Source organism: Vibrio sp. R11-SG3-ISO9 (genome assembly GCF_059834255.1).
In genome coordinates this window covers 12,803-26,100 of record NZ_JCBDGU010000055.1, presented here as the reverse complement: position 1 = coordinate 26,100, position 13,298 = coordinate 12,803, and the positions used below count along the sequence as shown (strand labels likewise).

Sequence of the window (13,298 nt, the reverse complement as noted above, 5' to 3'; positions counted from 1 at the left end):
ACGCGGATTAGTTTCCAACAGCTTGTACGATTCGGATCTGCTTCTCGTCTGGGATCTCTTGGTAAGAGAGGACTCGTAAGCTTGGGATCGTGTTCTTAACAAACTTGGCTAATGTTGATCGCAATACACCAGAAGTAAGCAGTACCGCTGGTTCTCCTTTAAGCTCTTGCTCTTGGGTTGCCTGACTTAGTGACGTCTGTAAACGCTCTGCCAATCCAGGCTCAATTCCTGCAGATTCACCACCGGATGCCTGCATTGTTTGATGCAAGATTTGTTCCAGCTCAGGAATTAGTGTTATAACAGGCAGCTCTGGCTCTATCCCATTGATTTCCTGAACAATTAGTCGTTTCAGCGAGATGCGAACTGCAGCTGTAAGAATGTCAGGTTCTTGACTCTTGCCCGAATACTCCGCCAAAGTTTGTACGATAGTGCGCACATCTCGAATCGGAATCGCTTCATTAAGCAGGTTCTGAAGCACTTTAACCACCACACCCAATTGCAGTTGGTCTGGTACAAAGCCTTCCACCAGCTTAGGTGCAGAGCGGCTGAGCATCTCCAATAGATTTTGCACTTCTTCATGACCAAGCAGTTGTGATGCGTTATTGGTTAACAACTGGCTCAGGTGAGTCGCGAGTACTGTTGATGAATCGACGACGGTGTAACCCAGAGCTTGTGCATGTTCACGCTGCTCTTCACGGATCCATACTGCTTCTAGGCCAAACGCTGGGTCAATGGTTGGTTCACCATCGATCATGCCATAGACCTGGCCAGGGTTAATCGCCAGTTCCATATCCGGTTTGATCTCAGCCTCACCGACTGCAACGCCCATTAGAGTAATTCGATAGCTGTTGGGGGTTAATTCAAGATTGTCACGAATATGAACCGCTGGAATAAGGAAACCAAAGTCTTGAGACAGTTTTTTACGTACACCTTTCACGCGTTCAAGCAGCTCACCGCCTTGGTCTTTGTCAACCAAAGGAATCAAACGATAGCCCACTTCTAGGCCTATAGTATCAACAGGCTGAACATCATCCCAAGATAGCTCTTTTTGCGCTGGTGCTTCGCCACCTGGCTCCATCGCAGCTGGCAGTTTTGGTTCTTTGGCTTTTTGCTTCTGCTTTTTATCAATGAAATACGCACCAGCTCCTGCTGCTATCGCTAGAGTCAAAAACGCAAAGTGAGGCATACCCGGCACAATACCCATCACACCAAGAATCGCCGCGGTGATCATCAGAGCTTTCGGGTTGTCGAACATCTGGAACACCAGTTGTTGCCCCATGTCTTCATCGGTGTTCTGACGAGTTACCATCATTGCTGCTGCAATCGAAAGCAATAGCGATGGAATCTGTGCAACCAAGCCATCACCAATGGTTAGCAGGGTGTAGATCTCGATCGCTTCGCCAAAGCCCAGGCCGAACTGCGCCATACCGATGCTCAAACCACCGATAATATTGATAAAGAGAATCAAGATACCGGCAATAGCATCACCTTTAACGAATTTTGACGCACCATCCATTGAGCCGTAGAAATCGGCTTCTTTGGTCACTTCAAAACGACGAGTACGCGCTTGCTCTTGGTCAATCAAGCCCGCATTCAAGTCGGCATCGATTGCCATCTGTTTACCTGGCAATGCATCCAAGGTAAAACGTGCACTTACTTCTGAAATACGGCCTGCACCCTTGGTTACAACCATGAAGTTAATGATCATCAAGATTAAGAAGACCACCAGACCGACAGCGTAGTTACCACCAATTACCACGTTACCAAATGCCTCGATAACGTTACCGGCCGCATCTCCCCCTTCATGACCATAGAGAAGAACCACACGCGTTGATGCCACGTTCAGCGCAAGTCTTAATAGCGTTGCGATAAGCAGTACCGTAGGGAAGGCTGCAAAGTCGAGAGGTCGTCGGGTATAAACCGTTACCAATAACACCACCATTGCCAATGCAATGTTAAAGGTGAAAAACATATCCAGTAGGAAAGCTGGGATCGGTAAGATCACCATAGCGAGCGTCGCCAAGACCATCACTGGCGCACCTACAGCTGGCATCGCGCGGTTTGGTAGCTTGGGTAGCTTATCCGAGAAAGGTAAGGAGAATTTCATAAATCAGGACTGCATCGCTATCTTTGATGCCACTGCGTAATACCGCGACATCAGGGTTATCAAATCAGCATTGGTATAGCAAACACCATACCAGTGTCGAGTCGTCAATTTATCGACACTGCATCATGACGACATTGATTTTCGTAAACCGTCATTATCCGCATTCACTCAACTCAGCTCAAGTATTTGATCTAATGACGTAACTCAGGTGGGATCGGCATATTAGATTGTTGCAGTTTTGGGCGTTCACCGCCACGTTTACGGTACTGCTTAAGCTGGAAAACATACGCAAGCACTTGCGCCACCGCCGTAAATAAGCCGTCAGGAATTTGTTGTTCAAGCTCTGTTGTATGATACAAAGCACGCGCAAGAGGCGGTGCAGGTACGATATAGATGTCGTGTTCACGTGCCACTTCACGGATCTTCATCGCCATATGATCAACCCCCTTTGCAACAACAACGGGCGCCTTGTCTTGGTCTTGCTTATAACGCAGCGCAACTGAGAAGTGTTCTGGGTTAGTGACGATAACATCGGCTTGTGGAACGTCCGCCATCATACGACGCTGCGCAGCTTCACGTTGAAGCATACGAATACGCCCTTTCACTTCAGGCTTACCTTCCGTATCTTTGTACTCATCTTTCACTTCTTGCTTGGTCATCTTCAACTGGTCGGCGTGTTGCCAGATTTGAAATGGAATATCGATAGCCACCACAATTAACAGTGAGCAACTGATCAATAGGATGAAATTAAGCAGAATATCGAGCGCGTGAAAGATGTTCTGTGGGTAGACATCCATACTCAGCTGCATTAAATCGCCCTGCGAGGCTTGAATCAGATAGATGGCCATACCCGACACCAGAGCCACTTTAAGGATCGACTTAATCAACTCTACCCAGCTCTGCATACCAAACATTCGCTTAATACCACTAAGTGGGTTCAACTTAGACGCCTTAGGCATTGCTGCCTGCATTGAGAAACTGATCCCGCCGACACCAGCAGCACCAATAACAGCAGCAACAAACAGAGTAACCAGAATGAGAAGCAGCGGAAACAGCAAATTGACCATCGCACCACCCGCTATTTCTAGCAATTTAGTGGTGTCAAAGATCTCTTCACGGCTGAGAGAAAACAGACGTTGCATCGCTTCGAACAGTGCTTTGGCCATAGATTCACCAAACCACATTAAAGCGACGGCTCCGATAATTAGTACTGACGCTGACGCGAGCTCTTTTGACCTTGCAACCTGCCCTTTCTCTTTGGCCTGTTGCAAACGTCTGGGCGTGGCCTCTTCTGTGCGTTCTTGACCGTCTGACTCTGCCAATTCAGCCTCCTGCTATTTATACCAATCGTAGTAAATAATTGCTCACCCTAGCTTGTTAAAACGCTCGATAACTGCGTTAAAATTTTTGATTGTAGGATAACTACTTATCGAAAAATTCTGCCTTGTTCTCAAGCCTTTTTCCTGCGCTATTTTTGATCACTTACTTACTGTGATTGGTATTACTAGGGTCTATTGACCTAACAATCCAACCGGATCAGACGACAGATTTGCTGCTCGCCCTGCATCCAGAACAGTTCATAGTGACCGTAAAGGCCGCCCAAGATGTACCAACATAATAGCAAACCAACCAACAACGCAAACGCGAAACCGAGCGAGAAGATATTCAATTGTGGCGCGGCACGCGTCATTACACCAAACGACAGGTTAATCGTAAGTAGCGCAATAATGCCAGAGAGTGACATCGCCAACGCGGTTTTGAACATAATACCAAGCCACAGAGCTAGCTCTCTAAAATCAACAGCAGTAAGCGACCCACTACCAATCGGTAGAGTTTTAAAGCTAAACACCACCAGCTGTAGCATCTTCAGATGGCCGTCGGTGACCAAGAAAAACATGGTCGCGAGGAACATAAACAGCTGACCAAGAACCGGAGTATTTTGTCCGTTGGCCGGGTCTACCATCGAGGCGAAGCCCAAGCTCGATTGCATACCGAGAATCTGACCCAGCATTACGAATGTCTGAATCATAAACTGGGTCACAATCCCCATCGCAATACCAATTAACACCTGCTCAAACAGAGTCAAAAAGCCCTTAAACGAGAGCAGTTCAATATCTTGTGGGACAGCAGGAATGGCTGGCATCACTGCAAAAGTAATCGCGAGACCAAGATAGAGGCGAATACGGGGTGAAACAAAGCGCGCCCCGGTTACCGTCATCACCATCAACATTGATGAGATACGAGTATAAGGCCAAAAATAGTTCGCTAACCAATCGAGAACAACGGACGCCGGGTATTCCATAGGCGTTAGTACAAGACTTGCGGCAGACGCTCAATGAGTTCGAAAAAGAACTCCATCATCATCTGCGTCATCCAGTGCGCAAACAGCATCAAAGCTAAAAGCGTCACAATCAGACGGGGTAAGAAACTCAAGGTTTGTTCGTTAATCGAGGTCGCGGCTTGGAAAATTGCCACAACCAGACCAATTAACAAACTCGGGATGATGATGGCACATACCATGATGAGTACCATCCAAAGTGCATCCCTAAATAACTCGACAAATATCTCTGGATTCATGTTTCCCCCAGCTACAAGGCAAAACTGCCGGCGAGGGTGGAGAGTATCAAGTTCCAGCCATCAACCAATACAAACAGCATCAGTTTGAATGGTAGCGATACGATCATTGGCGAGAGCATCATCATACCCATAGCCATCAATACCGAGGCGACAACAAGGTCGATGATCAAGAATGGTAAGAACAGCATGAAGCCAATCTGGAATGCCGTCTTAAGCTCAGAGGTGATAAACGCAGGTATCAGAATCGCCATCGATACATCTTCTGGGTTTTGCACTTCAGCGCCAGAGATCTGAACAAAGGTCTCTAAGTCTTTAATTCGAGTCTGCTTTAGCATAAAGGCTTTGATCGGCTCCTGAGCCACGTCAAACGCCTGTCGAGCGGAGATTTGTTCATTCAAGTATGGCTGAACGGCTTGTTCGTTTACCTGATTGATCACCGGAGACATGATAAAGAAGGTCAAAAAGATAGCGATACCAATAATCACTTGATTAGATGGCGTCTGTTGCAGACCCATCGCCTGACGCAAGATAGACATCACAACTACGATACGCGTAAACGACGTCATCAAGATAACCATAGCCGGCAAGAAGCCCAGCATAGTCATTAGCGCCAGAATCTGCAGGTTAATCGAGTAGTCTTCGCCACCTTCATCATTGGTAGTCATGGTAAAGGCAGGAATACCTCCACCGCTGCCAGTGAGGCTACCTGTGGTAATGGTTTGAGCTGACGCTTGATCTTGCTGCATTGTGCTGACCGTAACGGACTCAGATCCTGCGATGTTTGCTGGAATTGGTCCATCTTCGGCTTGCGCCATTGCAGATTGGCTCAACAATAGCGGCACCATCAGCATGAGTGTGATACATACTGATGTAAGAGCTGAAGTGAAATTGTGACTCGTTGAATGAGTAAATCCGTTACTTATTGGCATCTTTCTTCATTAACTGAGAGAGTTGATTTGAAAAGGTATTTTTTTCCAACATCTCTTTTGATAAAGGCTCTTCCAGCTTTGAGATTAGCTGAATCGATTGGCTGGTAATGCCAACCAAGAACTGCTCTTCTCCCGCTTGAACAATCGCGATACGCTCTTTAGTGCCTACCGGAATCTGGCGAATGATCGACAAACCTTGCTGATTGGCCATCGCAGGTACTTGCATACGCTTAAGAAGCCAAGCAAGAAATAAAATGAAGCCTATAACCAAAATTAGCGACCCAAATGTGGTCGCTAAATCGAGGTCTGGCGCGGCAGCAAATGCATAAGAAGGGGCCATGATTACCCCCATCACCAGCGCTTGAATCCACACTGCCATTAACGCAGCTTCTTAATACGTTCTGTCTGGCTGATTACGTCGGTCAAACGAATACCAAACTTGTCATTAACCACAACGACTTCGCCATGGGCAATCAAGGTTCCGTTAACCATCACATCCAAAGATTCGCCCGCGATACGGTCAAGTTCTACTACTGAACCTTGGTTTAATTGCAGCAAGTTACGGATACTGATTTGCGAACGACCAACTTCCATAGAAATAGTCACCGGAATATCCATGATGGTGTCGAGCTTACGACGCTCATCTTCAGAGATTGGCGAGGAAGAATCAGTCAACTCATCCAGTGGTGCCGCTAACACGTCGTCCACGTCAATCGAAGGTGCCGACGGATCTTCACCAAGTGCGGCAGCCCATTCGTCTGCCAACTTTTGATCTTCACTAGGTTCCATTACCAAATCCTATTTTCGTACTTATTATTCGTTGTCTTCATCATTCTCAAGTTCAGACATCAAGTCTTTACCCAAGAACGCAAGGTCTGTTTTAACCACGTGTGGTCGTTCAATCTTCTCTGATATCTGTACGGCTAGCTTCTCTCCAGAGCGCCCCATTTTCACACGATAGGTTGGGAGCTCTTCAACAAACATGGTCGCATGTTCTGGCATATCCATTGGGATGACATCACCCGGACGTAGCTCCATTAGGTCACGCAGCGAGATATCTTGCTCAAGAAGGTTTACACGGAAGTTAACCGGTACATCCATGATTTCATCGCGCAGAGCGGTGCTCCAACGCACATCGGTTTCCATCTTATCTGACTGAACACCGGCATCGAGCAATTCACGGATTGGCTCCACCATGGAGTACGGCATAACAACGTGGAAATCACCGCCGCCGCCATCGACTTCAATATGGAATGAGCTCACAACGATCACCTCGGTTGGGCTCACGATGTTTGCCATGCTTGGGTTTACTTCTGAATCTAGATATTCAAACTCAACGCCCATCACTGGAGACCACGCTTCTTTGTAGTCTTCAAACACTATTTTAAGCAGCAGTTGGATGATACGACGCTCAGTTGGGGTAAATTCACGACCTTCAATCTTGGCGTGGAATCTACCATCACCACCGAAGAAGTTCTCTACCAGAATGAATACTAGACGTGCTTCCATGGTGATCAGCGCCGTACCTTTCAGCGGTCTGAAGCGCACCATGTTAAGACTGGTCGGTACGTACAACGTATTTTGGTATTCACCAAACTTCATCATTTGTACGCCGTTAATCGAGACTTCTGCCGTTTTTCTCAACATATTAAACAAGCTGATGCGCATATGACGCGCAAAACGCTCGTTAATAAGCTCGAGGGTCGGCATTCGACCACGGACGATTCGATCTTGAGAGGAGAAGTCAAAGTTGACGGCATTATCCGACTCAGTCTCTAAGACTTCTTCTACCTCTTCAACATCATCTACGCCGTGTAACAGCGCATCAATTTCGTCTTGGCTTAATAAATCGGTCACAGATTACCTACTGAATCACAAAGTCAGTGAATAACACTTTTTCAATAACAGGTTGTCCAACGGCCTGAGTCAGGCTCGCCTTGATATCTTCTGTCGCTTTATCTCTTAGCTCGATGCGCCCTGTTGGTGAGCGTAACTGGTCTACAGTCGCAGAGGCAAACGTAGCCAGTAGAGTACTTTCAACCAATGGAGAGTGGTAACGAGCAAGCTCTTCATTCTTGCTGCCACGCACCATTAATTGCGCTTTAATCTGAACCAGACGATCCTTTTTGTCTCCAGAGACATTAAATAGGAACGGTTGTGGAATATTTACATAAGCGACAGGTTCGGCAGCAGTCACTGGCGCCTGCGCTTCGGTTTCGGCTTCCGCTGTGCTGTCGTCAGAGCCCATTAAGAAAAATGCTGCGCCACCACCACCTAGTAGCAACACGACTACGGCAATAATAATGATCAGTAATTTACTTTTGCCTTTGGGTGCTTCTTGTTCTTCTGCCATGCTTATCTCTAATTCTTCGTTAAAACCATCTAACTCTCTGATGTGCACCTAATATTAGGCGTAATAACTAATTCCATCACGCTTTGACGCGACATTCAATTCAAGATTGCTGCTGCTATCAAGGTTTTCGTCACCTTGTCCATCATTTGCACTTCCTGAGCCTGATTGTCCACCACCCTCACCGCTGTTGTAGCGATCTTGTCCTTGCCCGGTACTCTGTTGCTGCACCGATGAATCTGCAAGCTGCATACCTTGCTGAGCAAGCATCTCACGTAGCCTTGGTAATGTCTGCTCAATCACGTCACGGGCTTGCTGGTTGGTCACGGTAAAGTGAACATTCGCCACATCATTGTTCATTGTCATGCGGATCTTTAACTGTCCAAGCTCCGGCGGGTCCAATCGGATATCCAGATTCTTCAAATTCTTAGACATCATCATTTGAACTTTTTCAGCCACTTGCTCATTGGCGAGCTCTTTAGTCAGCTGAAGTGGAGCTTGCTGTGCCGCTTGAATTTCTGCTCGCGTCGGTGCTGAACCGACTGGTGTTGTCCCTTGTGCACCTGCCGCTGAGGCTATTTGCTGAGCAAAACTGCTCTCTTTGCTGTCATCTTTGCCTGCTGCTCGCCCCAAACCTGCCAGCGCTGCAGCTCCTGAACCTGCTTTTAGAATTGCATCCTTGGAAGCGGCCTTAGCGGCTAACATCTCTGTGCCCATCGGATTAGCCGCAACATTATGTGCAGCGGCAAGGTTAGGATCTATCGATGATGCCTGAGCTGAAACGGGTGCAGACGCTGCATTAGATGCTTGTTGGGCTGACGCTTGTTGAGCCTGTTGCATTTGAACCGTTTGAGCTTGGTTTGACTGAGCTAGCGCTGCTTGAGCTTTATCTGCTGCGACATTCTGTTGCATTGCATGCTGAGTTGCCCCCGCAGCTACCGCCGCTGTTACTGCCCACTCTTCGAGGTTATCCGTTGCAACTTCTGACGATTCCATAGGTGCATCCCAATTGATCGTTGCAGGCGCTTGGCTATACAGCTGACTCGCCTGCTCAACTAACTGCGTACGCTGCTGTTGAAGCACGACTAGTTCAGACGACGCTTTTGCTAAAGTAGCCTTTTCGGCGTCAGAAAGATCCTCGCCACTTAACTGTTTGGTCTCTAGTTCATTAACAACCACTTCAGTGGCTTCAATCTGGGTATTTAATTGATTGATGGCTTGAGTATGCATTTCTACTTCAGCTGCCAATTCCAGTTCAGATTGCGTTAACGGTTGTGACGATTGAGAAAGCTGAGAAGCAGAGTTCATGGCGCTTTGCTCAGCTTTTACTAACTGTTCGAGTTGCTGCGGTGTCACGCCTTGCTGCATCAACTGTTGTACTTGTGCTTGGTCGAGTTGAGACACAGGTACGCCGTTAGTCATCATGGCTACTTTTTGTTCCAGTGCGACCAACTGTTGAGAAGTTTGAGCATCAGTCGTATTCACTTTGGACGCAGTATCCGTTTGTAAAACTGCTTCACTACCGACCGAGCCAACTGAAACACCAGCAGGGACACCTGCACTCATCATCGCCATATGCTGAGGCTGTTGAGCCACCGCCGACACACCAGCTGGAGTAATAGGACCAGCACTAGATGCCAAGTCAGCCTTGATCGCTTGCGACGACTGAGCATTGAAGCCTGCCACCGGTGTGGCTGCTGCTTGAGGCAAAGCTTTGCCGTTTGTTGGTGCTTGTAAGGTTTTATTTGCCTCATCCAATTGACCAAGCAGTTTATTGCCTTCACTCATAGCTGCCGATGCCTTACTTGCATCCGACGCTTTTGGATCAATGTGTTTTAGTTCTGACGTATTCGCTTGAGCTGATTGAGGCTTGTCTGTCTCCACTGAAGGTTTTGATTGCGACTCAACACCTTGCGTTTTTTGAGCAGCAGAAATACCTTCGACAGGTGCCTGCTCTTTCGCTGAAGCAGCTGTAGATTCACCCGACTTCTGCGCACCACTCTCATTAGCCGCAGCCTTATTGGAGTCAGCCGCTTTACTCTCTGTTATTTGCTTACCGTCAGTGGTTGCTGGTTTATCGTCGCTCTCGCCTTTTAAAAGTGCATCTTCACTCTGTGACGCTGTTTTTGAACCGGTCACTTGTTCGTCGCCATCGACCTTCTTCACTGTATCCGCGACTTTCTCAGACTTTTCAGCATCACCAGAGTCAGAGGCCACTTTCTCTGCATCGCCTGACTCACTAGCTTTGCTCGCTTTACTTGGCTCAGCCTTTACCTCTTCACCCAGACCCAGTGCGTCTTTGAGGGAAGCGAAGAAACCTTTAGATTCACCGCCCTCACTCGTTTGTGCTGAAGATCCGCTTGGCTCCAGCAATGAAGTGGCTTTGCTAGTGACTGAATTTGAAGAAGGACTAACATTCATATGTACAAGCTCTATCTAATCGCTTTGACGCCAAGATACTTGGAACGGCAAAAAGAAAGTGAAGCTCCGAGTCCTAAAGACTCAAGAGCGTAATAACAGAACTAATAAAGCAAAAAACATGCCTGAGAGAACAATACTGTGAGAAAGGTCAATAAAGTGTGAAGTTGAGGGAAAAACTAGCGACGTTGTCGGCTGTATAACAGGGTCGAAAACTCATCCATCTGTTTCTGCTCACGTTGGTCTTGCAGCTTCGCTTTTTCTTTCTGCTTCTTTTCCATTAACCATTCGTATGATTTACGCTGTTTGCGTAGTTCCATCCAATACTCTTGGCAGTTATCAACCTGGCTCTTGAAGTGCCCTTCTGCCTCTTTTTGTTTGGATAGCGTGTCATCTAATTGAGTAAGAAATCGATTCAGGTGCCCATATTGGCTCGCTGTTAGACCAGCTTTACCGCGGTCGACTAATTGCTGACAATAATCCAAGCGATATTTCTCAATCTGCGCGACTTGTTCGTAATAACCTTGCAGCTCAGCATTGGCTTTGTTGAGTGCCAACACCGCCTGATTCTCTTTCTCTTTTGCTTGCTCTAGCAAGAATTCAAGTGCGTTATCCATCAGCAAACACTCTGATTATTAAGCACTGGCATATCATTAATCGTCCTCACAGACCTAGCCTCCCAACACATGTTTCAGCATATTGACACACATATCATAAGGTACCGTCTCTTTCATTTTCTGCTGCAGATACTCATCAAGTTTCGGCTTAAGCGTAAACGCACTATCAATCGCTGGATCCGTCCCCGGCTTATAGGCACCGATAGAGACCAAATCTTGGTTCTTACGACAAATCGACAGTACCTGTCTTACCGCTTTCGACATCAGAACATGCTCTTCTGACGTGATTTGTGGCATAACACGACTCACCGACTTCTCTACATCAATCGCAGGATAGTGACCGGCATCAGCCATTTCACGTGACAAGACAACGTGACCATCCAGAATCGCACGCGACGCATCGGCAATCGGATCTTGGAGATCATCCCCTTCGGTCAAAACTGTAAAGAAAGCGGTTATTGAGCCTTGATCTTCACTGCCATTACCAGCGCGTTCAACCAACGCAGGCAATTTAGCAAACACCGATGGCGGATAACCTTTGGTGGCTGGCGGTTCCCCCACTGAAAGAGCAATCTCACGCTGAGCTTGCGCAAAACGGGTCAGTGAATCCATCAACAGCAGAACATCAAGGCCTTGGTCACGGAAGTACTCCGCTACTGTAAGCGCCGTTTGACAGCCCTTAAGTCGCATCAAAGGTGACGCATCGGCAGGAGCGGCTACGACAACCGAACGCTTACGGCCATCCTCACCTAGGATCTCTTCAATAAATTCTTTAACTTCTCGTCCACGCTCACCAATCAGACCCACGACCACCACTTGCGCGGTTGTACCTCGAGTCATCATTCCAAGTGTCACCGACTTACCAACACCAGAACCTGCAAACAGGCCAATACGTTGACCTTTGCCTACGGTAAGAAGGCCGTTAATCGCTTTTAGGCCAACATCCAAAGGCTCTGAGATAGGCTTACGTGCCAATGGGTTAATTGGCTCGGCATTGAATGAGGCGCGATTTTCAGTATAAAGCGGGCCTAACCCATCTAATGGGTTACCCACACCGTCAATCACGCGACCAAGCAGTTCCATACCAACTGGAATACCACTCTCACTGGTCATTGGTGTAACGCGAGCACCGGGCAAGATGCCGGTGATTTGCTCGCTCGGCATTAAGAAAAGATTGTCTCCAGAAAAGCCAACTACCTCTGCTTCCATATGGCCGGACATGGTCTCGACGAGACAAAGACTGCCGATCGGCGCCTTACACCCCGTCGCTTCCAAAGTAAGTCCAACCACACGGACAAGTTTGCCCGAGGCGATCGGACGAGATTTAAGACCGTCGACCTTGTATTGGCCAAGGCGTTCTGCAAGCGCTAACACTATTCGTTACCTTGATGACGATTCACGCCACAAAAATTTTGAATAACCTGACGCACACGATCTTCCATACGGTAGTTCACGCTCGATTCACCTGCTTCGATCTGAACATCACCGCGATTCAACGCAGGCTCAGCTATAAGCGTCCAGTTGCGACAATCCAATTCTGTTTCACCATAGGCAGAACGAATGATGGTGACATCTTCAGGGTGTAACTTAAGCGTGATCGCGTGGCCTGAGATAGGTAGAGACTCGACTGACTCTTTCACGGTATCAAGAATAATCTGAGGGTTGGTTTGCACTTCAACATGCACCACCTCTTTAACCATGGTCAGCACCATATCGACGAGCTGTTTTTCAACCTGAGCATTCATCAGCTCTAAAGGTTGAGCAAATTGGTTGGCAAGTCCCATAAAAATTGCGACTTGCTGCTGAATATACTCTTGCCCAGCAGTTACACCTTCAAGCTTACCCGCTTCGGTACCTTCCGCATGACCTGCAGCAAAGCCTTCTTCTTTGCCTTTTTCATAGCCTTGCTTGAAGCCCGCTTCTTGACCTTGATGCAGCCCCTCTTGATAGGCACCTTGCTTAATTAGCTCGATCTGCTCTTCGGTCAGCACCAACTCTTCGTCTTCAATCGCTTCTTCTACGGTTGGCATCCAGCTTGGGTCGTAGTTGAAAGCCGTCTCTTTCGCTTGTTGGTGCGTATCAGACGTATAATCAGGCAGCCCCCACTTTTGAGGTTCCGCTACCGTGTTGTCCTCATCGGGACGGAAAAAGCCGCGTTTTCTATCACCTGACATAATAAATACCTATCAAATAGACCAAGAGTCTACATAACCATACTTCAATCCATAGAGTTTAGAACGCAATGGGCAGTTGAGAAGCGAGCAAGAACAAACCGTTCAAGCGCGCCGTTTATGTAAACG

Annotated in this window: 13 protein-coding genes; all 13 read right to left on the bottom strand. The window is 47.5% G+C overall.

Annotation, left to right across the window (positions count from 1 at the left end):
* Nucleotides 1-7 precede the first annotated feature (7 nt).
* Nucleotides 8-2,107 (bottom strand): flagellar biosynthesis protein FlhA, encoded by a 2,100-nt coding sequence (flhA, locus tag AC6R05_RS20760; protein WP_032549650.1) that lies wholly within the window; start codon nucleotides 2,105-2,107, stop codon nucleotides 8-10.
* 191 nt (nucleotides 2,108-2,298) lie between these two features.
* Nucleotides 2,299-3,429, bottom strand: a complete 1,131-nt coding sequence (flhB, locus tag AC6R05_RS20755) for a flagellar biosynthesis protein FlhB (RefSeq protein ID WP_032549651.1) — start codon at nucleotides 3,427-3,429, stop codon at nucleotides 2,299-2,301.
* Nucleotides 3,430-3,626: 197 nt separating this feature from the next.
* Nucleotides 3,627-4,409: a flagellar biosynthetic protein FliR gene (fliR, locus tag AC6R05_RS20750; protein WP_032549653.1), complete on the bottom strand. Its 783-nt coding sequence runs from the start codon at nucleotides 4,407-4,409 to the stop codon at nucleotides 3,627-3,629.
* 5 nt (nucleotides 4,410-4,414) lie between these two features.
* Nucleotides 4,415-4,684, bottom strand: a complete 270-nt coding sequence (gene fliQ, locus AC6R05_RS20745) for a flagellar biosynthesis protein FliQ (RefSeq protein WP_004739854.1) — start codon at nucleotides 4,682-4,684, stop codon at nucleotides 4,415-4,417.
* 11 nt (nucleotides 4,685-4,695) lie between these two features.
* Nucleotides 4,696-5,535, bottom strand: a complete 840-nt coding sequence (fliP, locus tag AC6R05_RS20740) for a flagellar type III secretion system pore protein FliP (protein WP_500648514.1) — start codon at nucleotides 5,533-5,535, stop codon at nucleotides 4,696-4,698.
* A gap of 64 nt (nucleotides 5,536-5,599) precedes the next feature.
* Nucleotides 5,600-5,992: a flagellar biosynthetic protein FliO gene (fliO, locus tag AC6R05_RS20735; RefSeq protein ID WP_500648498.1), complete on the bottom strand. Its 393-nt coding sequence runs from the start codon at nucleotides 5,990-5,992 to the stop codon at nucleotides 5,600-5,602.
* The gene (fliN, locus tag AC6R05_RS20730) at nucleotides 5,992-6,402 is read right to left on the bottom strand and encodes a flagellar motor switch protein FliN (RefSeq protein ID WP_004739851.1); all 411 of its coding nucleotides are present in this window, start codon (nucleotides 6,400-6,402) and stop codon (nucleotides 5,992-5,994) included. The genes fliO and fliN overlap by 1 nt, the downstream gene beginning before the upstream one ends.
* Nucleotides 6,403-6,426: 24 nt before the next feature.
* Nucleotides 6,427-7,470: a flagellar motor switch protein FliM gene (fliM, locus tag AC6R05_RS20725; protein WP_032549655.1), complete on the bottom strand. Its 1,044-nt coding sequence runs from the start codon at nucleotides 7,468-7,470 to the stop codon at nucleotides 6,427-6,429.
* Nucleotides 7,471-7,477: 7 nt separating this feature from the next.
* Nucleotides 7,478-7,966, bottom strand: a complete 489-nt coding sequence (fliL, locus tag AC6R05_RS20720; RefSeq protein WP_032549757.1) for a flagellar basal body-associated protein FliL — start codon at nucleotides 7,964-7,966, stop codon at nucleotides 7,478-7,480.
* 54 nt (nucleotides 7,967-8,020) lie between these two features.
* Nucleotides 8,021-10,384: a flagellar hook-length control protein FliK gene (locus AC6R05_RS20715; protein ID WP_500648497.1), complete on the bottom strand. Its 2,364-nt coding sequence runs from the start codon at nucleotides 10,382-10,384 to the stop codon at nucleotides 8,021-8,023.
* 176 nt (nucleotides 10,385-10,560) lie between these two features.
* Entirely contained in the window at nucleotides 10,561-10,998 is a 438-nt protein-coding gene (gene fliJ, locus AC6R05_RS20710; protein WP_032549657.1) for a flagellar export protein FliJ, read from the bottom strand.
* A gap of 54 nt (nucleotides 10,999-11,052) precedes the next feature.
* Nucleotides 11,053-12,372, bottom strand: coding sequence for a flagellar protein export ATPase FliI (fliI, locus tag AC6R05_RS20705; RefSeq protein WP_500648496.1), 1,320 nt, complete (start codon nucleotides 12,370-12,372; stop codon nucleotides 11,053-11,055).
* On the bottom strand, nucleotides 12,372-13,172 hold the full coding sequence (fliH, locus tag AC6R05_RS20700; RefSeq protein ID WP_500648495.1) for a flagellar assembly protein FliH: 801 nt from the start codon (nucleotides 13,170-13,172) through the stop codon (nucleotides 12,372-12,374). The genes fliI and fliH overlap by 1 nt, the downstream gene beginning before the upstream one ends.
* Nucleotides 13,173-13,298: the final 126 nt, after the last annotated feature.

Bases quoted from the DNA above. Each gene is read 5' to 3' on its own strand.
- flhA (WP_032549650.1), bottom strand. From the start codon at position 2,107: ATGAAATTCTCCTTACCTTTCTCGGATAAGCTACCCAAGCTACCAAAC.
- fliR (WP_032549653.1), bottom strand. From the start codon at position 4,409: ATGGAATACCCGGCGTCCGTTGTTCTCGATTGGTTAGCGAACTATTTT.
- fliQ (WP_004739854.1), bottom strand. From the start codon at position 4,684: ATGAATCCAGAGATATTTGTCGAGTTATTTAGGGATGCACTTTGGATG.
- fliP (WP_500648514.1), bottom strand. From the start codon at position 5,535: ATGCTGATGGTGCCGCTATTGTTGAGCCAATCTGCAATGGCGCAAGCC.
- fliO (WP_500648498.1), bottom strand. From the start codon at position 5,992: ATGGCAGTGTGGATTCAAGCGCTGGTGATGGGGGTAATCATGGCCCCT.
- fliN (WP_004739851.1), bottom strand. From the start codon at position 6,402: ATGGAACCTAGTGAAGATCAAAAGTTGGCAGACGAATGGGCTGCCGCA.
- fliL (WP_032549757.1), bottom strand. From the start codon at position 7,966: ATGGCAGAAGAACAAGAAGCACCCAAAGGCAAAAGTAAATTACTGATC.
- AC6R05_RS20715 (WP_500648497.1), bottom strand. From the start codon at position 10,384: ATGAATGTTAGTCCTTCTTCAAATTCAGTCACTAGCAAAGCCACTTCA.
- fliJ (WP_032549657.1), bottom strand. From the start codon at position 10,998: ATGGATAACGCACTTGAATTCTTGCTAGAGCAAGCAAAAGAGAAAGAG.
- fliH (WP_500648495.1), bottom strand. From the start codon at position 13,172: ATGTCAGGTGATAGAAAACGCGGCTTTTTCCGTCCCGATGAGGACAAC.